General features: G+C 71.2%; 17 protein-coding genes. 8 read left to right on the top strand and 9 right to left on the bottom strand.

The window, feature by feature from the left end:
* Position 1: 1 nt before the first annotated feature.
* Positions 2-1,327: a helix-turn-helix transcriptional regulator gene (locus ABZX67_RS10785; protein WP_355357085.1), complete on the bottom strand. Its 1,326-nt coding sequence runs from the start codon at positions 1,325-1,327 to the stop codon at positions 2-4.
* Positions 1,328-1,474: 147 nt separating this feature from the next.
* Between ABZX67_RS10785 and ABZX67_RS10780 the strand changes: the two genes are divergently transcribed.
* The 6 genes from ABZX67_RS10780 (at position 1,475) to ABZX67_RS10755 (ending at position 7,164) form a co-directional block, all read left to right on the top strand.
* Entirely contained in the window at positions 1,475-1,864 is a 390-nt protein-coding gene (locus tag ABZX67_RS10780) for a DUF6415 family natural product biosynthesis protein (RefSeq protein WP_355357083.1), read from the top strand.
* A 62-nt stretch (positions 1,865-1,926) separates the two neighbouring features.
* A complete protein-coding gene (locus ABZX67_RS10775) occupies positions 1,927-2,430 on the top strand; it encodes an RpiB/LacA/LacB family sugar-phosphate isomerase (protein ID WP_355357081.1) in 504 nt (167 codons plus the stop codon).
* The gene (locus tag ABZX67_RS10770; protein WP_355357079.1) at positions 2,430-3,635 is read left to right on the top strand and encodes a DegT/DnrJ/EryC1/StrS family aminotransferase; all 1,206 of its coding nucleotides are present in this window, start codon (positions 2,430-2,432) and stop codon (positions 3,633-3,635) included. Before ABZX67_RS10775 ends, ABZX67_RS10770 begins: the two co-directional genes overlap by 1 nt.
* A 12-nt stretch (positions 3,636-3,647) precedes the next feature.
* Positions 3,648-5,450, top strand: coding sequence for a radical SAM protein (locus ABZX67_RS10765; RefSeq protein WP_355357077.1), 1,803 nt, complete (start codon positions 3,648-3,650; stop codon positions 5,448-5,450).
* Complete coding sequence (locus ABZX67_RS10760; RefSeq protein WP_355357075.1) at positions 5,447-6,241, top strand: nucleoside phosphorylase; 795 nt, start codon at positions 5,447-5,449, stop codon at positions 6,239-6,241. Before ABZX67_RS10765 ends, ABZX67_RS10760 begins: the two co-directional genes overlap by 4 nt.
* Positions 6,242-6,285: 44 nt before the next feature.
* Positions 6,286-7,164 (top strand): glycosyltransferase, encoded by an 879-nt coding sequence (locus tag ABZX67_RS10755; protein ID WP_355357073.1) that lies wholly within the window; start codon positions 6,286-6,288, stop codon positions 7,162-7,164.
* Between the two features lie 11 nt (positions 7,165-7,175).
* Here ABZX67_RS10755 and fxsT read toward each other — a convergent pair whose 3' ends face one another.
* From fxsT to ABZX67_RS10735, 4 genes are all read right to left on the bottom strand, one after another.
* Entirely contained in the window at positions 7,176-11,120 is a 3,945-nt protein-coding gene (gene fxsT / locus ABZX67_RS10750; RefSeq protein ID WP_355357071.1) for an FxSxx-COOH system tetratricopeptide repeat protein, read from the bottom strand.
* Complete coding sequence (gene fsxC / locus ABZX67_RS10745; protein WP_355357069.1) at positions 11,104-12,435, bottom strand: FxsC protein; 1,332 nt, start codon at positions 12,433-12,435, stop codon at positions 11,104-11,106. The genes fxsT and fsxC overlap by 17 nt, the downstream gene beginning before the upstream one ends.
* Positions 12,436-12,556: 121 nt before the next feature.
* Positions 12,557-14,764 (bottom strand): radical SAM/SPASM protein FxsB, inactivated metallohydrolase extension form, encoded by a 2,208-nt coding sequence (fxsB, locus tag ABZX67_RS10740; RefSeq protein WP_355357067.1) that lies wholly within the window; start codon positions 14,762-14,764, stop codon positions 12,557-12,559.
* Between the two features lie 41 nt (positions 14,765-14,805).
* Positions 14,806-14,952 (bottom strand): FXSXX-COOH protein, encoded by a 147-nt coding sequence (locus ABZX67_RS10735; RefSeq protein WP_355357065.1) that lies wholly within the window; start codon positions 14,950-14,952, stop codon positions 14,806-14,808.
* A 249-nt stretch (positions 14,953-15,201) separates the two neighbouring features.
* Here ABZX67_RS10735 and ABZX67_RS10730 point away from each other — a divergent pair, with 249 nt between their 5' ends.
* On the top strand, positions 15,202-16,101 hold the full coding sequence (locus ABZX67_RS10730) for a DUF4231 domain-containing protein (protein WP_355357063.1): 900 nt from the start codon (positions 15,202-15,204) through the stop codon (positions 16,099-16,101).
* 43 nt (positions 16,102-16,144) lie between these two features.
* On the opposite strand, the gene ABZX67_RS10725 is transcribed toward ABZX67_RS10730, so the two are convergent.
* The 3 genes from ABZX67_RS10725 to ABZX67_RS10715 form a co-directional block, all read right to left on the bottom strand.
* Positions 16,145-16,624, bottom strand: a complete 480-nt coding sequence (locus ABZX67_RS10725; protein ID WP_355357061.1) for a hypothetical protein — start codon at positions 16,622-16,624, stop codon at positions 16,145-16,147.
* Positions 16,625-16,770: 146 nt separating this feature from the next.
* Positions 16,771-17,673, bottom strand: a complete 903-nt coding sequence (locus ABZX67_RS10720) for a S1 family peptidase (RefSeq protein ID WP_355357059.1) — start codon at positions 17,671-17,673, stop codon at positions 16,771-16,773.
* Between the two features lie 324 nt (positions 17,674-17,997).
* Positions 17,998-19,218, bottom strand: a complete 1,221-nt coding sequence (locus tag ABZX67_RS10715) for a DUF5685 family protein (protein ID WP_355357057.1) — start codon at positions 19,216-19,218, stop codon at positions 17,998-18,000.
* A gap of 296 nt (positions 19,219-19,514) precedes the next feature.
* Here ABZX67_RS10715 and sepF point away from each other — a divergent pair, with 296 nt between their 5' ends.
* Positions 19,515-19,949: a cell division protein SepF gene (gene sepF, locus ABZX67_RS10710; RefSeq protein ID WP_355357055.1), complete on the top strand. Its 435-nt coding sequence runs from the start codon at positions 19,515-19,517 to the stop codon at positions 19,947-19,949.
* A 236-nt stretch (positions 19,950-20,185) separates the two neighbouring features.
* On the opposite strand, the gene ABZX67_RS10705 is transcribed toward sepF, so the two are convergent.
* Complete coding sequence (locus ABZX67_RS10705; RefSeq protein WP_355357053.1) at positions 20,186-21,376, bottom strand: acyl-CoA dehydrogenase family protein; 1,191 nt, start codon at positions 21,374-21,376, stop codon at positions 20,186-20,188.
* Positions 21,377-21,467 lie beyond the last annotated feature (91 nt).

Raw genomic sequence — 21,467 nt, 5'->3', positions numbered from 1 at the left:
GTCAGGCGTCTGGAGTGGGCAGGAGCGGTTCCGCCCGCTGCCGCAGTTCTTCGGCCTCGGGCACGTGTCCGTACCGGTCCAGTCGGACGTGCATATCACTCACAGCGCCCGCGATCTTCACGGACCGAATGCCGTCCGCGCAGTCGAGGAAGGCGGTCCACGTGGACAGGGCCGCGTCGAGGTCACCTTGCCGAAGCTGGACCTGTCCGAGGTCGGCGAGGACGATCGCGCGGCTGCGGCGGCGGTCGAGTCCGTGGATCTCCAAAGCCTGGTGCAGGTGCTCGGTTGCCCCGTTCAGGTCCCCGAGCCGGGCGAGGATCATCCCGGAGTGATGAGCCCACCGGCCGATGCTGAAGTGCGACGCCCATGTTTCTCCAGGCGAGGCGTCCGGCATCTTCTCGATTGCCGTCTGGGAGGCGGCCAGCGCGCGGGTGGCAAGCCGCCGGTCGCCGTCGAGTGCGGCGGCGTCCGCCAAGGTCGTCTGGTAGTACGACACGACCCTCGGGTCGTCGAGTGTCTTGGCCTCCTCCACGCACCGCTCGGACAGCCTCAGAGCTACGGCGTGGAACTTCGGCCCCAGCTCGATTGCCTGCACGGCCAAGCCGCGCAGAGCCGTGGCGGCGAGCTCGGGATCTCCTGCTTCGGCTGCCAGCCGGTAGGCGTGCGCGTAGTACCGCTGGGCCATACCTTCGTTGCCTTCGTCCTGGGCCATCCACCCAGCCAGGTGGACGAGTTGGGAGGTCTCGGCGAAGAGGGCTCGGCCCACCTTTTCGGTGTACGTACCTTCAAGCCACGGTCCCACGTCCTCAATGAGGTAGCGCACGGCCAGGTGCCGCGCGTGACCACCGCCCAGCTCGGCCGCAGCGTCACCGAGACCCTTCGTCATCTGCCGGATCGCAGCCACTTCACCCGCACCGACCCGTGGAGCACCGGGCCGGTTGGTGCGGCGCGTGATGCTCTCCGGATCCGGCAGGTTCAGAGCGCCGAGGGCGTATGCGCTCGTCGCGGCGAGGAAGTTCCGCCGTAGCACGTCGCTCCTTCCCAACTCGATGACTGATGCCACGGTATCCGCGTCCGGGTCTGCCGTCCCCGCAGTTTGCACGGCGTGCACCGGGTCCGCGTCCAGGTCCAGGACTTGGACAAGGTAGGGCAGCCAGTACGTCGGCTTGCGTTTCCCGGCCATCCACCGTCTGACCGACTGCCGGTCGAGACCTTCGGGGCCCCGGCCTTCGACGATGCCTAACTCACGGGCGAGCTTGGCCGGACCCCAACCCCGTGCCGTGCACGCCTGCCGGATCAGCTCGCTGATCTGTGGATTCCCGGGCACCTCCGCCCCCTTCTCCGTTTGCCGGGCTGGCCTACACGGGCCTACGCGGGCCTACAGCCTGGCACCTCCTCACCGTCCGTGGTTGGCCGTTGACTCAACACCACACCGAAGAACGGCGTCGCTCAACGGAAAGGGACGGTCACACCCGTGCAACCCACCGACAACAACCCCGTCCACAACGTCCTGGCTACCGCAAGCCGCCTGCCCCAGATGCCCATCAGCCCCGCCGCAGTGGCCTCAGACGTCCGCCTGGCGCTCGACCTGGCCAATGGCCGACCCACGGGTGAGGCCGCAGATGCGGTACGCGCCCGTTTGCGCGGCTACATCGCCGTCCTGGCGGATCCGGCGGACGTGTACGCGGCCGGCCTCGCCGACACCCGCGCCCGCGACATCGCGACGAACACCATCCGCCACGCTCGCGCAGTCGCCGAAGACCCGGTGCATGACCCGGCCGCGAACTTGCGGCTGCTCGCCAAGTCCGTCGACCACCTGTTCCGCTACGCGGTTTCCGCAGCCCGCCGGTCGGGTCAGCGATAGCCGGACCGGACAGACCCCCTGGTCCGCCCCGACACCCCCTACCACTACCGAGGAGGACGTGCATGAGCACGGAACCGAACCGGCTGCGCGTCGTCATCGGCTCCGACGACGCGGGCCGCCACTACAAGGACGAACTAGCCGACGACCTTCGGGCAAGCGAACTGGTCGCCGAGGTCATCGACGTGGGGATCGACGTCCCCTCCCGGGCCGGCTACCCGGGGATCGCCCTCGCAGCCGCTCAGATCATCGCCGACGGGCGGGCGGACCGAGCCCTGCTGGTATGCCATACCGGCCTTGGGATGGCCATCGCCGCCAACAAGGTCAAGGGCATCCGGGCCGTAACCGCGCACGACTCGCTGTCCGTGCGAGCCGCGGTGTGCTCCAACAATGCCCAGGTACTCGCCTTGGGCCAAGGCATCATCGGCCTCGGCCTGGCACGCCGTCTGGCTGCCGAATGGCTCACGCACCGCTTCGACTCGCATTCGTCGGCCGCCGTGAAGGTGGAGGCGATCAGCGCCTTCGAGCACCACGGCCCCGCCGCCCCGGCCGCGCGGGGGGAACGCTGATGCCCACGAACCCGGACACCGTGCCGAGCATCACCGCAGACCTGCGCTGGCCGGTCGAACCTGCCCAGGGCGGCTGGTACACCGACGCCGAGCACGAGGCCGTACGGGAGGTGCTGGACGAGTCCGACGACTGGCGCACGGGTTGGAAGGCCCTGCCCTACACCGACGCCTTCGAGGGCGCCTTCGCCGAGCACACGGGTGTCGGCCACGCTGTGGCGTTCAACTCCGGCGGCACCGCGATGGAGATGGTCCTTCGCTACCTGCAACTCGCGCCGGGGGACGAGGTGATCTCCTGCGCGCTCAACTTCGTCGGCCCGCACATCGCCGTAACCGGGCAGGGCGGCCACTTGGTCCTGGCTGAACCAGATCCGGTGACGCTCAGCCTGGACCCGGCCGACACCGAGCGGCTGATGTCCCAGCGCACGCGTGCGATCCTGCTGACCCACTGGAACGGGGCCGTGGCCGATCTGCGACCGTTCCTCGACCTCGCCACCGCCCACCCGCACCCGGTGCACGGGCCGCCGGTCGTCATCGTCGACGCCGCGCGGGCCTGTGGCGGCCGCACAGCGACCGGCGCTCGGGTCGGCGGGGAGGGCTGGGCCACCGTGTTCAGCTTCGAGTCGAAGAAGCTCATGACCACCTTCGGCCAGGGCGGCATGGTCACCACCAATGACCCTGCGCTTGCCGAACGGCTGCGGTGGCTGCGCGCGTACGGCGGCCGGGACCACTGGGGCACCAACCAGATGATGTCCAAGGTCCAAGCCGCGGTGGGCCTGGTCCAACTCGCCCGGCTGGACGAGATGAACACCGCCCGCATCGCCCGCGCCCACCTCCGCACCCGCGCGCTCGCCGACATCGAGGAGCTGACGCTGCCGCCGACGCTGGACGACGGGCAGCACCTGTACTACCGGCACAACCTCCTCGTGCCCGAGACCTGGGCAGGCCGGGGCCGCGACGAGCTGATGAACGTCCTCGCCACCCGGTACGGCGTCGGCTCCATCATCAACGACCCGGTGACCTACCTCGGCCACGGCCTGATCCGCGAGCACACCCACGGCCAGCACTGCCCGCGCGCCGAACAACTCGCCGCCCGCCTGCTGTGCCCCGTCCTCCACCCACGTATCAGCGCCGACGAGGAGGCCGCGATCTGCGACGCCATCCGCCAGGCAACCGCCGACGTCGCTCGCACACGCGCCACTGACTGAAAGGAGATCCGCATGTCCCTGCTCCAGCGCGAGATCGACGGCATCCGTGCCCGTGAGATCCCGCTCGCCGACCCGTACGAGCCCAAGGACCCGGATGGGTTGCTACGCATGGTGTTCCTCATGCCGTTCGGGCACGCCTACAGCCTGATGTGCAACGGGCCCATGTCGCTGCGCGACCTGATCAACCGTACCCCGGACATCCCGGCCGTCGCCGAGCGCGCCATCGAGTACGACTGCCTCGTACGGGACGGCAACCGGCTGACCACACCCGGCGGGGAGCCGTACCGCAGCATCGAATCCCCGCTGCCGGTCGCTCAGGCCGACGTCATCGGCATCTCGGTCATCAACTCCGGTGACCTGCACAGCGTGCTCCGCCTCCTCGACCTCGCGGGCGTCCCCCGGCGCACGGCCGACCGCGTGCCCGGACTGCACCCTCTGGTCGTGGGTGGGAACAGTGGCCTCGCGGACCCCGAGCCGCTGGCCGACTATCTCGACGTCGTGGCCATCGGCGAGGCCGAGCAGTCGTTGCCCGAGCTACTGCGGATCGTCTACGCCCACCGCGAGAAGCCCGCCGACCGCGCGTCGCTGCACGAGCAGATCGCCCGCGTCCCCGGCCTGTACGTGCCCTCGATGTACGAGTGCGAGTTCCTGCCCGGCGGTGGCGTCTCCGCAGTCCGCCCCACCAGCCTCATGGTCCCGGACCGGGTGTTCGCCCAGTACCTCACCGTCGACACTCTGCACCCTGCCCACTTCTGCTACCCGGTCACCGACGGCACAGCCGCCGGCCTCTACCCGGTCCTCGGCTGCCTCCACGACTGCGGGTACTGCAACCTCGGCGTCCCGCCGTTTCGGCAAGCTCCGCTCGACCTGCTCAAGGACTACGTGGACCGGCTCGAAGCCCACAAGATCCCCAAGATCATCATCAGTGCGCCGACGTTCACCCAGTACAAGTACCGGCGTGAGCTGCTGGACCACATTCGCGCCTATGCCGACCGCGCGGCGGACCAGGGTAGGAAGGTCACCACGATCATCGGCTCCATCCGCGCCGACGAGATCAGCGCCGACTACCTGAAGGCAGTGACCGAACTCGGCGACTTCGGCCACCTGTTCACCGAACTGAACCTGTCCCAGGCGCGTGGCATCGTCACCATCGCCCCCGAGTGGGCGGCGCCCGACCTCGTCGCCCTGTACGGCAAGACGCAGAAGCGCGAGCGCGTGCACAAGGCCATCGACCTGTGCCGCGAAAGCGAGCACGTCAACACGGTGATGCTGTACTTCATCATCGGCGCACCCGGCGAGCACGAAGCCGACCGGCTCGCCATCGCCGACTACGCGCTCGATGTCCGCCAGCGGCTCGGCCACCCTGACGGGGCCGTGATCGTCAAGCTCCACCAGTTCATGCCCAAGCCCGGCACGGTCAGCCAGCGTCTCCGCATGGCGGACCCGGACCTGGTCCAGGAGTACGGAGACCGGGTCGCCGCCCGGCTCCGCCAACTCGTCGGTGACGAGGAGTACGAGCAGCACTACCGGGTGGAACAGTTCGCAGTGAGTCGGATGCATCTGGAGGTCGTCTGTTCACGCGGCGACCGGCGCGTCGGCCACGTGCTGGAAGACCTTTACGACGCCGGTATCGACCTGCATACCATCACCAAGGACCAGCTCGTCACCGCGCTGGCCAAGCATGGCCTGGACTACGACCGCCACCTCCGGCACATGGAGGAATCCACGTTGCCGTGGCACGTGGTGAACCACGTCAGCGTGGGCGCCGAGCAGCAGTTCGCGGCCGCGCTCGTCGAACGGGAATCCCGAGCATGAGCTTTCCGCTGTACCTCGGCAAGCACGCTCTCCCGGCGGTCACCGATCCGGGAGAGCACGCCGACTACCTGCGGGCTCGACTGCCCACCGCGACGCTGGCCTACGTTGACGGGGTGGTCCTGGTCTACCAGCGGCGCGTCCTCGATCACGCCGCATCGGCCTACCCGAGTCGGCGCTTGAACTGGGTCCGGGGAGGCCTCCTGGTACTGGAACGCCAGGGCCGCCGACTCGGTGTGTGCGGCGGTTTCGGCCTCGGGGCACCGGCGGCCGCCCTGGTACTGGAACAGCTCGTCGCCCTCGGTGTGAAGCGGGTCATCACCGTCGGCACCGCCGCCTCCCTCCGCACCGACCTGCCCGCTGGCGAGCTGGTGGTGTGCGACAACGCACTACGCGACGAGGGAGTCTCCTACCACTACCTCCCTCCCGGCACGCACGTCAGGCCTTCCATGGACCTCAGCGAGCGCGTCGCCGAGGCTCTGCGCGGCCGGGGTGTCACCGTGCGGCGGGGAACGGGATGGACGACGGACGCCCCGTACCGGGAAACGGCTGCCGAGGTCGCCCGATACAGCGGCCTCGGCGTCCTGACCGCCGACATGGAAGCAGCAGGGGTCTTCACCGTCGCCGAATACCGGGGCATCGACGCGGCAGCCGTCTTCGCCGTCACCGATTCACTCGTGGATCGCCGACCGCGTCATGACCGGCCCGAGACCGACCCAGCGCTCTTCACGGCCCTGGAGTGCGCCCTGAGTGCCCTGAGCTCGGCCGCCCGGGGTCGACCGAGCCAGGGCTAAGGTAGCCCGGTCCATACGGTCATCGCAGTGAAGGACCCGTCCTCATGAGCCCTGGTGTACACCGCCCGACCGTCGGCGCCGTGGTCTTGACCATGAACGACCGGCCCAAGGAGTTTCCTCGGGCCATGGCGTCGCTCCTCGCTCAGGAAAACATCGAGCTGGACGTGATCGTCGTGGGCAACGGCTGCGCGCCCCAGCAGGTGCCACCCGGCGTGCGGACGGTCGAGCTCGCCGAGAACGTCGGCATCCCCGAGGGACGTAACGTCGGGGCCGCGAACGTCACCGGCGACTACCTGTTCTTCTTCGACAACGACGCCCACCTGCCGGACACCGATGCCCTGGCCCGGCTGGCCGCCGCGCTCGACGGCGAACCCGGCCTGGCGTACGCGCAGCCGCGCATCGCCGACCCGGACACGGGCGTCACCCTGCGCCGCTGGGTGCCCCGGCTGCGAGCCTCCGACCCGGCACGGCCCGGCGTCGTGACCGTCATGGCCGAAGGGGTCGTCATGGTCCGGCGCGCGGTGTTCGAGGCGGTCGGCGGCTGGCCCGGGCACTTCTTCCTGTTCCACGAGGGCATCGACCTGGCCTGGCGACTCTGGAACAAAGGCGGAACGGGCAAGTACCTGCCGGACATTGTCGTGCACCACCCCGCGACCGACCCCGCCCGGCACGCCACGTTCTACCGGCTCAACGCCCGCAACCGAGTGTGGCTGGCCCGCCGGAACCTGCCTCGCGTCCTGGTGCCGCTCAACCTGACCACCTTTGTCCTGCTGACCCTGTGGCGGTTCCGGGACAAGGCCGCGCTGCGGGCCTCCTTCGACGGGTTCCGGGACGGGCTGCGCGGCGGGTACGGGCAACGCTCGCCGATGAGCTGGGGCACGGTGGCCCGACTGACTCGCGCCGGCAGGCCACCCGTCCTCTGAGCGGACCGGCCTCACACCGCCAGCGGCTCCAGGTCCCGGTGCACCCGGCGCTCGTCGCGGGCCAGGCGCGTCAGCGCGTGGTCCTCTCCGAGCTGGCGCGAGAGCTCCTCCGCGGTCTCGGCGCGCAGGTGCGACGCCTCGTCCTTGCGGCCCAGCGCGCCGAGCGTCACGGACATGTTGGAGGCGACGGCCAGCACCTCCGGGTGGTTGCCGCCCAGCACCTCGCGCAGGGCGCCCACCGTGCGGCGCTCGATGCCCAGCGCCTCCTCCAGCTCGCCGAGATCCGCCTTGGCGTTGGCGAGGTTCACCGTGCAGAACAGCACGTGCGGGTGCCGGTCGCCGAGCACCTCCCGCAGCACCCGCAGCGTGGCCTGGAGGGTCTGCTCGGCGGTGTCGGGCATCCCGCAGCCCCACTGGTAGATGCCGAGGTTGTTGAGCGCGGCGAGGGTGTAAGGGTGCCGCTCCCCCGGCACCTTCATGTACTGGTCCACGACCTCCTGCGCGAGGTCCCGCGCCGCCACCGGCTCCCCGGCCGCGTACAGGTCCGCCGCCAGGTTGAGGTCGCAGGCGAGGGAGTCGGGGTTGGCCGAGGTGTACTTGGCGCGGTACCGGTTCCGGGTGGCGGTGGTGAGCCGCCGCGCGTCCTCCAGGCGCCCGGCCCGCCGCAGCGACACGGCGAGCGACTTGGCCGCCGCGAGCGTGCCGGGGAAGGCCCGGCCGAGGGTGTCCTTGTAGATCTGGTACGTCCGGCTCAGCAGCGTCACCGAGTCCTCGTACCGCCCGACCTCCCGCAGGTCGCGGGCGAGCGAGGTGGCGGACGACAGGGTGTACGGGTGCTCGGGCCCCAGCACCTCGGTGCGGCGGTCGAAGACCTCCTGGTCGATCTCCCGGGCCCGGGCGTACTGCCCGACCATGCGCAGGTTGAGCGCCAGGTTGTTGGCGGCGGCCAGCGTCCTCGGGTGGGCCTCGTGGAAGATCTGGCTGAAGCCCTCGTGCGCCTCGGTCGCCAGCTCCATGGCTCTGCCGTACTCGCCCAGCGTGCCCAGGTCCATGGCGAGCCCGCTGGTCGTCATGTACGTGTGCGGGTGCGAGGGGCCGAGGACCTCCCGCTGCCGCTCCAGGGTGACCTCGTCGAGCTCCCGGGCCTCCACGTAACGGCCCTGCGACCGCAGGATGTTCGACAGGTGGAAGCGCAGGTAGAGGTACTGGAGGTCGTCGTTGCCCAGCATCTCGCGCCACGCGTCACGCAGCTCGGTGCCGAGCGACCACGCGGTCTGCCAGTCGCCGCGCTTCCACAGGTAGCGCACCCGGTCGATGAGGAGCCGCCGGGTCTCGGGGTCCCGGCACAGGCGCGCCTCCGACGGGCCGAGGTGGGGCCAGATGGTGGCGAACCGGGGCCAGGTCTCGGGGTTGTCGATCGGCTCGTCGTCGTCGGGGCGCGCCCCGGCGAGGATGCGGTGGACGGCGTGCCGGGCCTCCTTCTGCTCCTCCTCGGAGAGCTGGGCGCGGATGACGGCCTGCACCAGCCGGTGCACCTGGATGGAGTTGGAGACCTGGTCGACCTTGGCGAGGGCGAACCGCCCGATCTCCCGGATCACCCGCCCCAGCACCAGCTTCTCCTGGAGCGACGCGTCGTACGGCTTGAGCGCCTCGATCATCTGCTTGCTGTACAGCAGGTTGGCGTGGATCGGTTCGGGCGCGAAGAAGGCGCACAGCTGGAGCAGCCGCACGGCGGCCGGTGAGCGCTCCTGGAGCCGCTCGATGGAGACGTTCCAGGTGGCGGCGACCGGCTCCGGGTAGCCGGCCGGCTGGTTGAGGGCCAGGGTCCTGGCGGCGGCCTGATCCAGCTGCTCCAGGTAGGCGGAGACGGGCGTGGCGGTCTCCGCGATCCAGGCGGCCGCCTGCTCGACGGCGAGCGGCAGGTCGCCGACGGCGGTCGCCACCTTGTCGGCGTCCTCGACGCTCAGCCCCTTGGCGCGGCGCTGGAGGTGCTCGATGGACTCCTCGCGCAGGAACACGTCGACGGGCAGCGCGTCCCCGTACTGCGACCACGTCTGGTTCCGGGAAGTGACCAGGATGTGGCCGCCCGTGGGGAAGAAGCGCTTCAGCGCGTCGGGGTCGTCGGCGTTGTCGAAGACGAGCAGCCAGCGGTTGGTGGGCACCCCGCGCCGCAGCAGGTCGATGGCCTCCTGGGACGCGGAGGCCATGTCCTCGCCGACCTGCGCGCCGAGCCGTACGGCGAGCTCGGCCAGCGAGGCGATGACGTCGTCCGTCTGCTCGGCGGAAATCCACCACACCAGGTCGTAGTCGGCCATGAAGCGGTGCACGTACTCCAGCGCCACCTGCGTCTTGCCGACGCCGCCGAGCCCGTACAGGGTCTGCGGCTGCGGCAGGACGACGGCCAGCCCGCCGCCGAGCTGGTCGCGCATCCGCTCCAGCACCATCGACCGGCCGGTGAAGCCGGGGTTGCGGGGCGGCGCGTTCCAGATCTTGGGCACGGTGCCGGGGAACCGCGGCCCGGGCGGCACGCCTTCGTTGAGCTTGACGGGCCGGTCCAGGGCGCGCAGCAGCGCGGCGGTGGCGCCCACCTCGTCGAGCCGGTACAGGTCCACGGGGTTCCTGTCGATGTACGGGGCGGTGAGCCGGACGTCGCCGACGCGCACCGGCAGCAGCTGGCGCCGCCCGCCGCCCGGGTCCTCGGCGGCGGCCCGCTCCCAGACCTGCACGGCGCGGGAGGACTTCAGGTAGGCGCTGGAGAGCAGGACCACCGTGCGGGCGGCGCTCTCGGCGGCCTCCAGGGGATCGCTGCCGGAGACGGCGGGGTCGGCGGAGACGTCGCGGGGGACGACGCGGAAGCCGGCCCGGGTGAGGACGGACTCGATCCAGTCGGCCCACATGCGGTTCTCGGCGACGTACGACAGGAACAGGTCGGCGGGCTGCGCGGGGCGGCGGCGGGTGAAGGCGTCCCGGATCCGCAGCCGCACCTCGTCGTTGACGGACGGCATGGCGGTGACCTCGCCGTCGGTGATGACGGCGGTGAGCCGCTCGAAGGCGGAGAGCAGCGAGTTGGCGATGCCGGCGTCGTCGCCGAAGGTGGCGAGGGTCTCCTCGTAGGCGTAGTAGGGCCGGTACGGGATCTCGACGGCGCCCCAGTAGGAGGCGAGCTCCTCGCCGGTGAGCCCGCTGGGGAAGCCGTCGAACTTCAGCCGGGCCAGGGCGCGCCCGGCGTCGGCCTTCTCCTTCTCGCCCTCGTCGATGCGCATGGGGACGGGGAAGATCCGGATGCCGCGGCCGCCGTACCGCTCGTCGATCTGGCGGGCGACGGCGGCGGCGCCGTCCATGGACTGGTCGCTCAGGGTGAAGCAGTCGACCAGGGCGTCCGGGAGGTGGACGGTGCAGATGTCGGCGATGTCGCTGAGGCCGGTGCGGCTGTCGATGAGGACGTAGTCGTAGGCGGCCTTCATGTCGTCGCGCAGGGCGTCGAAGAAGTGCCCGCCGCCGAGGCGGTCGTAGAAGTTGTCCCAGTCGAAGGTGGAGACGGTGGCGGAGTACTCGCGGTTCTGCCGTCCGGCGGAGACGAAGTCGAGGGTGCCGCCGTCGGGGAACTGCCAGCCGAGCGCCTCGGGGGTGAGGGAGACGGCGTGCGGCTGGATGCGCGCGTAGTCGCGGTGCCAGTCGTCGGGCCGCTGGACGGGGCTGGTGGCGGCCCAGGCGTACTCGGTGATCAGGTCGATGACGCCGGTGGTGGCGCCGAGCGTGGACGGGTCGAGGAAGGGGTGGAAGAAGCGGTGCAGGCCGGGCGCCTCCAGGTCCCAGTCGACGGCCAGGACCCGCTTGCCGTTCGCGGCGAGGATCCAGGCCGTGTTGGCCAGGGCCATCGTCCGTCCCGTACCACCCTTGTACGAGTAGAAGGTGACGATGCGTCCGTCACGGCGTCCGTCACGACTGGCGGTCATCCAAGTCCTCCGCATCGGGCGCGATCTCGTGCGTCTCGGGGATGAAGTGCGTGGTGCCGAACTCGCCCGCCATCGGGCCGCGCAGCCGTGGCCGCTCGGTGTGGCGGCCGCCGGCCGGCGGGTAGACCGCGGCGTGCCGCAGGTACTGCTGGGCGGCCGCCTCGACCACCTGGGGCAGGATCTGGCCGAAGGCCTCCATGCTCGGTACGCCGCGGGCGGCGGCGCGGCTGGCGGCGCGGCCCTGGCTCATCTTGACGGGCATGGTCGCCTCGAGCTTCTGGGTGAGCTCGGTGTCGGCGGCGCGGCTCTGGTAGTCCATGTGGTTGCGGGGGACGACGACGCTGACCCAGGGCCGGTGTTCGGCGTCGAAGGCGGCCAGCCGCTCGCGGCGGTCCTCGTCCTGGAGGGCCCAGCGGTCGACGAGGAGTATCTCGGGCCGGGTGGGGGGCTGCTTGGCGTCCAGCGGCCCGGTGTCGTGGTCGAAGGAGGCGACCGTGGCCTGGTAGTTGAGCGCGCGGACGAGGTCCTGGGCGACGTAGGCGAGGGGCCGGGAGGATTCGGGGTGGTACGGGTTCCAGTCCTGCGGCAGGTCGCCGTAGTACTCGGGGGCGCGGCCCTCGGGGAGGTCGTGGCGGGTGGGGGCGGCGACGGTGACCTGGATGGGGCGGGGGCCGCCGCCGGGCTGGCCGAAGGCGCTGGGGGCGAGCCGGTAGTCGACGGGTCTGCCGGGTCCGATGGCGGTGGAGTCGGCGACGGAGACGATCCGTTTGGCCAGTTCGTAGACGGCCCTTTCGTACTCCTCGGCGAATATGCGGAGTTTGATCAGGCCGTACAGTCCGTCGGTGACGTAGCGGTCGCCGAAGGCGCGGTGGTTGAACTGGAGCCGTTCGGCGGGGCCGGGGAGCTGTTCCGGGGGGACGGGGACCCAGAGGGCGGGGACGATGGCGTCGGCGGGTCTGTTGTGTTTCGCCTGGTGGTAGATGGCGCGCTGGGCGAAGGCGAACCATTCCTTGCCGCACATCTCGCTGGCGAAATAGCGCGGTGAGAAGAGCGGGACGAAGACCCGGCAGTTGGCCAGGACCTCACCCAGCCGTTCCGACCAGCCTTCTCCGGAGCGTATCTCCCGGTCCATGAATCCGGCTTCGGCCCCGGCCGGCAGATCGGTCATGGCCATTACATGGCCGCACAGATCGCGGAACAGCCGCTCCACCCACATGTCGGGATCGGGGCCTCCGGCTCCGTACCTCGGCGTGTGCGCGTAACTCAGAAAAAAGTACGGCCGATGGTCCGCCCCTCGCCGCTGCGGTGACGTCACGCGACCCCCGTCCTGTGTGAACCACTCGCATCAAGGATGGGAAGGATACGAGCGAATCAATCATTCCGGAGCAGGTTCGCTCCGCCCCCACGACGTTCAGTCAATCAACGCCGCTTTTCAGTCATCCGTGGCCATGGCGCAGCTCTTCCCGCAAGGCGGCCACCAGCGCTTTGCCGCTGACGGTGAGCTCGGCGGCGCCGTCGAGTCGGTCCAGGGCCCGCTCGGCGTGTGCGGCGTGTTCCCGGTGGCCGGGTTCGTACGCCGCGAGGCCGGCCCGTTCGTACGCCCCGGCGAGCAGCGCGGAGACCGGAACCGGCGCCTGCTGCCAGGGTGCGGGGTGGCTCCAGGCGCCGTCCTGCGCGTAGAGGTCCGTCACGTCGCACAGCGCCCGCAGCTTGGCGCGCCGGAAACCGCGCAGCAGCGCCCGTGCCAGCTCGTCGGCGCCGCCCCGCATCGGCAGCCCGAGCGCGCCGTAGCCGTGGCGTCCCACGCAGGGCGCGGTCCCGGTGACCGGGGTCAGGGTCGTCAGATGGGCGGCGGCCTCGGCGGCCTGGCCGGGCACGGTGTCCCGCAGCAGCCGCCAGGCGGCCTCCAGGCGCCCGCTCCAGTCGGCGGCGTCGGCGGCGGTGAGCCGCCCGGTGGCGGGCGCGGCGAAGCGGTCGCGGTACGGGTCGAGGTCGTCGAGCGCGCGGCCGCCGCCCGCGGGGCGCCGCACGGGGAGCCAGCGGGGGCCCTCCTCGTCGAGCCGTTCGACGCGCTGCTCGGCGCGGCCGGCCCGGACGACGAAGCCGTCCGCGGTCGCCCGTACCTCCACGGCGCCGGAGGCGTGGCCGGCCAGCACGCCGAGCGTCGGCAGGTGCAGCGGGCCGCCCGGGTGCGGGACGCGGACCCGGGTGTCGACCCGGCCGCGCACGGCCGCGGCGGCGACGTACCGCGCCAGCTGGCGGGCGAGGGCGGGTGCGGTGGGGCGGTCCTCGTGCAGGGCGTCGAGGGATTCGAGGAGCCAGGTGCGGGTGTAGGGGTGGGCCAGCACCTCGTCGAGGCCGTCGGAGCGGTGTTCGACGGCGGCGGCGAGCTCCCAGGCCTCGTCCCACGGCTCGCCGCCGCGCCCGTCGAGCCGGCTGTGCAGCTCGGCGAGGAGGACGCGGGTCAGGTCGTGCTGTTCGGCGACGAGGGCGGCCGGGTCGGCCACGGCGGGGGACGCCGTCCGCGCCGCCGTGCGGTCCTCGATGCCGCGCACCAGTGCTTCGAGGTCGGCGCAGTAGACGGAGGGGTTGGCGAAGCCGGTGCCGTCCGCGCGGTAGCGGTGGGTGTAGAGCCCGCCGCCGCAGGAGCGGACCACGGGGCAGCGCCGGCAGGTGGCGCTCACCCCGGCGAGCCCGAGCTGGCGGACGCGGACGCCGGGGTGGGCGGCCACCTCGTCGAAGGAGTGCCGGTACACGTCGAACCCGGTGGCGGCGGCGCCGTCGTAGGCGCTCTTGAGCGAGTCGACCTGTTCGAGGGTGCCGTCGGTCTCCACCACGACGAGGTCGGTGGGGGCGAGGCCGAGGGATTCGGTGAGGCTGGGGCCGCCGCTGAGGGTGGAGAGCACCGACTCGAAGAGCCGTACGGGGACGGGCCTGCCCTGCCGGTCCCACCGGTCGAAGACGGTGAGGATCCAGTCGGCGTACGCGGTGGGCGAGCCGTCCGGGCGGGGCGGCGGGTTCTGCCAGGTGGCGTGCGGCAGCAGGAAGTCGATGCGCGGCGGTTCGAGCGCGGCCAGCGCGTCGTAGACGGCGACGGGGTCGTTGGCCACGTCGATGGTGCAGAGCAGCCCGAGGTCGAGGTGGCGGTAGCGCTCCTGGCGCAGCAGCCCGACGGCCCGGAGGACGAGGGGGTGGCTGGAGCGGCCGTCGGCGAAGCGGCGGTGGCGGTCGTTGGCGGCCTTGTCGCCGTCGAGGGAGATGCCCACGCGGACGTCGTACTCGGCGAAGAGGTCGAGGTAGCGGGGGCCGAGCTGGAGGCCGTTGGTGTGGATGCGCAGGTCGAGCGCGGTATGGGGGCCGAGCGTCCGGGTCAGTTCCTCACAGACGCGCCGCAGCCGGGCCGGTCCTGCCAGCAGCGGCTCCCCTCCGTGCAGGATCACTGTCACGGAGGGCAGGGCATGTTCCTTCGCATGCTCGGCCAGTCGCAGAGCTGTCCAGGAAATCGCCTCGTCAGAGATCGCCTTCGGGCGGGTACGCCAGCTCTGATCAGCGTGTTCGTACACATAGCAGTGGTCGCATGCGAGATCGCACCTGCTGTGCACTTTCAGAACGATCTCGCGGAAAGGGACCAGCGGTCCGGTCATTCCGCCAGTTTAGAGCTACTTCAGGGCTGTTTTCGGCCGCTTCAGAGCGCGGAGTTGAACGTCGCCCCGCGTCCGGTACGGTCACCGATGGCGGGCATCACCCGGCTGATCTTCTTGGCCGCTTCCGCCGCCCGCACGTCGATCTCGGCGAGCGGGACACGATTCTTCTTCGCGACAGCGAATGTCATAGAGGTCTGAAAGCTCACGGCGGCCGTCCTTGGGCATATGTGGCGATCTGAGGGGAACCGCACCGTTGCAGTGTCGGCGGCACGACTTTACTCTCGTGGCCACTCACGGCAAATCAGCGCGAACAGTTGAAACAAATGCGTTGCGCCAGTATTCCCCGACCTCCCCGGAACGATCCATTCCACCGAAAGAGTGACACAAAACCGCAGACGGGGGTGCGTATGACCGGGTATCAGGGCCCACTGCAGAGCATGGTCTTCCGAAACGCGGATCTGCCGGCGCTGTTCCACCGGGCGGACGAGATAGCCATCGCCCGGCAGCGCGAGGCGGTGCGGGACACCCGGACACAGCTGCTCCTGCTGGTGCTCGGCGCCTGCCTGGCGGCGATGCCCGGTGGCTGGCGGATCGGATCCACCTTCCAACTCGCGGGCGCGCTCAGCGCTTTGGCGTACGCCGGCGTACTCCTGGCCGGCTACCGCGCCTCCAGGCGCCGCGCGAAGTCGCATTGGCAACTGAACCGTTCCGCGGCGGAGTTCATCAAATCGATGTGCTGGCGGTACGCGGTCCACGGCGCCCCCTTCGACGCCGACTCCCGCGACCCGGAAGGGGAATTCCTCCTCCGCCTGGAGGAGGGGCTCGCCGAACTGCGCAAGGTCGGCTGGCTGGACCCCCGGGAACAGGGCCACGACACCGGAGCCGACCTCATCACCCCGGCCATGCGGATGCTGCGCGACAAGCCCTTCCGGGTACGCAAGGAGACGTACGTACGGGACCGGCTGATCGAGCAGCGCAACTGGTACCACCGGCGGACGGAGGTGTCGCGGCGGGCCACCGCCCTGTGGCGGGCCAGCACCGCCGTGCTCACCCTCGTCGCCTTCCTCCTCGGGCTGTTCCAGACCTTCTCCGCCGGCGGGTCGGCCGTGCTCGCGGGCCTGTTGTCCGCCGCGGCGGCCTCCGGTGTCGCCTGGAGCGAGATCCGCCGGCACCAGCCGCTCATCGCCGCGCACTCGCTGGTGGAGGAGGACCTCGCGGCGATGCACACCGCGATGGAGACGACGGTCGGCGAGGACAGGTGGTCGGCGGCGGTGTACGAGACCGAGCGCATCGTCTCGCCGCAGCACACGGACTGGCTGGTGCAGCACCGCAGGTAGGGATCAGGGCTGCCGTCAGCGCCGCGGCCTCAGCGCCGCGCCCTCAGGCACGCTCGACGCCCGCGCGCCAGATGACCGTCACCGGTTTGCCCCGCTCGCGGGCGTACCGCACGATGTCGCCCGTGCCGCCCAGGCCGCGCGCCGGGCGGCCGTCCCAGACCGCGAGCAGCCGGTCGCAGTGGTCGGCGATGTACGTGCCGGCCGCGTAGTACGCCTCGTCGGTGGAGTGCGGGAACGCCATCCGGACCTCCCGGGTGGCGCGCTTCCTCAGGCACCGGTAGCGGGCCAGTTCGGCGGCGTCCGCGAAGCCGTCCTCGTAGTCCCCGCTCGGGATGACGGCGACCAGCTCGGCCCCGCACGCCAGCGCGATGTCCGCGAAGAGCTGGTCCGCCCCGGTGGCGAGGCTGGAGAACGCCTCCAGGGCTCCGTCGTGCCCCAGGAACGCCGCCTGCATCGCGGCGCGGACATGGGCGTGGAGCTCGTCGGGGATGTCCCTGTGGCCGGTCACTCCGATGCGCTTCATCCGCCCCCCGCTCCCCTGTGCCCGACCGTCCTGTGCCCGACCGTCCTCACATCCCCTCAAATGTGGACGACCGCGGGCAGCGCGTCGAGTCCCCCGGCCGGATTCCGGCCGGGGGACTCACCCGGAAGGGCGCGTCGGCGGACCGATCAGTAGACGCTGACGCCGTACGCGCTCAGCGCCTCGGTGACCGGCTGGAAGAAGGTGGTCCCGCCGGAGGAGCAGTTGCCGCTGCCGCCGGAGGTGAGGCCGATGGCGCGGCTGCCGGAGTAGAGCGGGCCGCCGCTGTCGCCGGGCTCGGCGCACACGTTCGTCCGGATCATGCCGTAGACGACGTCGCCGCCGCCGTAGTTCACCGTGGCGTTCAGGCCGGTGACGCTGCCGCTGTGGGTGCCGGTGGTGGAACCGCGGCGGGTGACGGACATGCCGACGGTGGCGTTGGCGGCGCTGGTGATGTCCACGTTGCCGACGGTGCCGGACTTGGTGACGGAGCTGTTGGTGTAGCGGACGATCCCGTAGTCGTTGTTCGGGAAGCTGGACCCGGAGGTGGAGCCCAGAACCGTGGTGCGACCGGAGTTGGAGTACCAGGTGCCCGCGCCGTCGGTGCAGTGGCCGGCGGTGAGGAAGTAGTACGCGCCCGCGCTGTCGCGGACGTTGAAGCCGAGGGAGCAGCGCCAGCTGCTGGCGTAGATGGCGTCGCCACCGGAGATGAGCTTGGTGAACTTGCCCGGGGTGCGCTCGATGCGCAGAGCGCCGGCGTTGGCGCCGGCCTCGCGCTTGATCTTCGCGATCTCGTCCTTCGAGACGGTCGAGTCGGCGGTCACGACCAGGGTGTTGGTCTTGGCGTCGACGTGCCAGGCGGTGCCCGGTACGTCGGCCTCCAGCACGGCGGCGCCGGCGGCGGACAGGTCGGCCGCGCTGTAGGTCCGGGGAGAGTCCGCGTTCGCGGCGGGGACCGCGAGGGCGGCGGCGGAGACCAGACCGACGGAGACGGCGAGCAGACGGGTGCGTCTGGCTATGCCGCCGCGGGGGGTGGTGCGCTTGATCCTCACTTCACGTTCCTCCGAGGGAATCGGGGGCCCGCCGTGGGGTGTCGGGCCCGTGAGGCGCAGTCAGGTCTTTTTGAGGCTCGGTTCACCTCTGGGGGAGAGGCTCACTCGCCCTTGGCGCGGCGATGTTCGGATTGCGAACACGTCGTGCCCCTGACAAGCGCTGCTCCGGGAGTATTCGCGGGATCAACTACTGCGCGCAAGGGTGCCTTTCGGCCGTACCGGTCACGTGCGGCAGGACGCGGTTGCCCGCGTCGCGCCGGATGCCCGGGACGGCCGGATTCGACCTTCCGGGCAATCGGCGAGACCGGCCTGCGGTACGGGGCGTCAGCAGCCGTCGCAGGGGCAGCAGCAGTCGCAGCTTCCGACGTTGCAGTCGCAGTCGCGGCAGCACCCCTCGCGCTTCTTGCGCGACCAGGGGCCCTCGTACTCCTTGGCGCAGCAGATCTGGCAGGTGCAGAAGAGCCAGGTGAAGGCCGCACACCCGGCCAGGAAGCCGCGGGGCTTGGGCCGGGGCGGCTCCCCGCCACCGGGCCCGCCGCCGTAGCCGGGCGGCATGCCGCCGCCCGGCCCTCCGGGGTGGCCGCCGTACGGGTGGGGCGCGCCCTGGTACGGGCCTCCCGGGTACGGGCCGCCGGGCTGCTGCGGCGGGCCGTACGCCCCCTGGCTCCCGTACCCCTGGTGCGAGCAGCTCGCCGAACCGAACGCCCGGTCCACCGACCGGCGCAGCTCGTGGGCGAGCAGCACGTGCAGCAGCTTGTCGTCCGCGAACTCCGCGTCCCGCAGGGCCAGCCGTATCCCGTGCAGCGCGTCGTCCGCGAGGCGCCGCGCCTCGGCGAGCGGGGTGCCGGTCGCGGTGAGGGGGTTCCAGGAGCCGGACGCGGCGTCGGCCTCCCGGTCCTCGACGGCGTCGAGGAGGTGCGCGAGGCGTCCGAAGAGCCGGCCCGCCTCGGCCAGCGGCTCGGCGTTCGACGGCCGGCCCGCCAGGACGGCGGTGTGCGCGAAGGCCGCGGCGGTGGCGGTCTCCGTCGGCTCGGTGACCGCGAGCAGCGGCGTACCGGGGCCGGCCAGCGCCTCGATGCCGGTCTGCCGGTCCACCGCGTCGACCAGGACGGCCGTGTCGAAGCCGAGCTCGCGCCCGGTCCTCGCGCCGGCGCGGTCCCAGCCCCGGGCGACGCGCCGGGCGGCGGCGGCCATCGGGCGGCGGGCCAGGAGCCCGTCCCGGTCGGCGACATGGTCCCGTACCTTCGCGGAGGCCAGCACCAGCGAGACGGCGGCGGCCAGCCGCGCGCCCTCGCCCCGCGCGACCGGCGCGGTGCGCATCGCGCGCAGCGGGCAGGGTCCGGCGGTGCGGCGCGCGGCCGGGTCGGGCCCGGCCTGAGCCTCCGTCAGAACGGAGATGATGAGGCCGTCGTAGTTGGTGGCGATCCGGGCGAACTGCCCGTGATCCGCCCTCAGGGCCAGGCAGAGGCCGCAGAGATGGGCCATCCACTCCGTCTTGAGCCCGTCGGTGAGTCTGTGCGTGCAGGGCCTGACGATTCCGAACACGTGCTTTTCCCGCTCCCCCGTGTGTCGTGCGACTGTGCGGCGGGCATCGTATCGGCCTGATCCGTTCACCCGTACGTCCGCTCGCTCACCCATCCGGCCCGAATGTCATATATGAGTTGCGGAAGCCCTCCTTCAGGGGCCGTATGCCCGCAGAATCTTGACGAATCGCCACATCCTCTGCACCAGTACCGTCACGAATCGCCTGCGCGGCGACTATCCACTTGGCGCGCGATCCGCATGATGGTCGACCATAGGGATAGCGGAACCACAAGTGACCGCGACGAAAGGAGGCGTCCATGGGATCGGTGCGCAAGGCGAGTGCATGGCTGGGTCTCGTCGAGGACAACGACGAGCGCTACTACGACGACGAGTACGCCGGAAGCGACCGCGACGGCGACGCCTGGGTGACCGACCCGCGGGTGCGGGTCGCCTCCGAGACCGCGCAGGAGGAAGGCCGGCGGATCGCCACGGTCTCCCCGGACGGCTTCCGGGACGCCCGGGCGATCGGCGAGCTCTTCCGGGACGGCGTCCCGGTCATCATGAACCTCACCACCATGGAGCCCGCCGACGCCAAGCGCGTGGTCGACTTCGCGGCCGGCCTGACCTTCGGGCTGCGCGGCTCGATCGAGCGCGTGGCGACCCGGGTCTTCCTGCTGACGCCCGCGAACACGGAGATCGTCAACGGCGAGGCCGGGTCGCGTACCGAGGACGGCTTCTTCAACCAGAGCTAGGGGGTGTCTCGCCAATCACGCCGGGCTCGCGTCGCCTGGCACGCGCATCTGCCGCGTTGTCGTCGGTCGCCCATGTCCCCCGTAGCCCTGCGGGCACGGGAGGTGCCCCCACCGCAGTGGCTCCCTCCTCCGCCTTGCGTCTGCACGCTCCCCCTCGGCTTCGCCTGGGGGGACCCCCAGACCCCGCTCCCTGATCCGGCCTGATCGACGAGACACCCCCAGGCCGGGCCCGGCGCCTACCGGAAGGCGTCGAGTCCGGTGAGCGCCTTGCCCAGCACGAGCTGGTGCATCTCCACGGTGCCCTCGTAGGTGAGCACCGATTCCAGGTTGGTGGCGTGCCGCATGACGGGGTATTCGAGGGAGATCCCGTTGGCGCCGAGGATCGTCCGCGAGGTGCGGCAGATCTCGATGGCCTCCCGCACGTTGTTCAGCTTGCCGAAGCTGACCTGCTCGGGGCGGAGCTTCCCGGCGTCGAGCCGGCGCCCGAGGTGATGGGCGAGCAGGACGCCCTTGTGCAGCTCCACGGCCATGTCGGCGAGCTTGGCCTGGGTGAGCTGGAAGCCACCGATGGGCTTGCCGAACTGCTCACGCGTCTTCGCGTACTGAAGCGCCGCCTCGAACGAGGAGCGCGCGGCGCCCATGGCGCCCCACACGATTCCGTAACGGGCATGGCTCAGACAGCTGAGCGGCCCCTTCAGCCCGGTGACGCCCGGCAGCACCGCGTCGGCCGGGAGCCGTACGTCGTCCAGGACCAGCTCGCTGGTGACGCTCGCGCGCAGCGACCACTTGTGCGTGATCTCGGGCGCGGAGAAACCGGGGCTGTCGGTCGGTACGGCGAAGCCGCGGATGCCCTCGTCCGTCTGCGCCCAGACGACGGCGACCCCGGCGACCGAGCCGTTGGTGATCCACATCTTGCGGCCGTTGAGGACCCAGTCGGTGCCGTCCTTCTTGGCGTACGTCCGCATCGCGGCCGGGTCCGAGCCGTGGTCGGGCTCGGTCAGGCCGAAGCAGCCGATGGTCTCGCCCGCCGCCATCGACGGCAGCCAGCGCTGCTTCTGCTCCTCGGAGCCGAAGCGGTGGATGGCGTACATGGCGAGCGAGCCCTGGACCGAGACCAGGGAGCGGATGCCGGAGTCGGCGGCCTCCAGCTCCAGGCAGGCCAGTCCGTACTGGACGGCGCTCGCGCCCGCGCAGCCGTACCCCTCCAGCGACATGCCGAGCGCTCCGATGGAGCCGAGCTCGCGCGCCAGCTCGCGGATGCCGGGCAGCTCGCCCTTCTCGTACCACTCGGCGATGTGCGGCAGCACCCGGTCGGCGGCCCAGTCGCGGACGGTGTCGCGGATGGCGAGGTCCTCGGGTTCGAGGAGGTCGTCGATGCCGAGGGGGTCGCTGGGGTCGAAGGGCGGGAGCTTCGCGGGTGCGGACACGACGGGACCTCCGGAGGCCGGCGACTAAAACTAACGCCGTTAGGTACGGCTCGGCGCCGACGTTACGACGCGGTGTGCCGCAGCGTCCAGC

Origin of the sequence: Streptomyces sp. NPDC003036, assembly GCF_040611175.1 — a bacterium.
Classification (GTDB): Bacteria; Actinomycetota; Actinomycetes; order Streptomycetales; family Streptomycetaceae; genus Streptomyces.
Note: the sequence above shows the minus strand (reverse complement) of the source record. Positions and strands in the feature narration are given on the sequence as shown.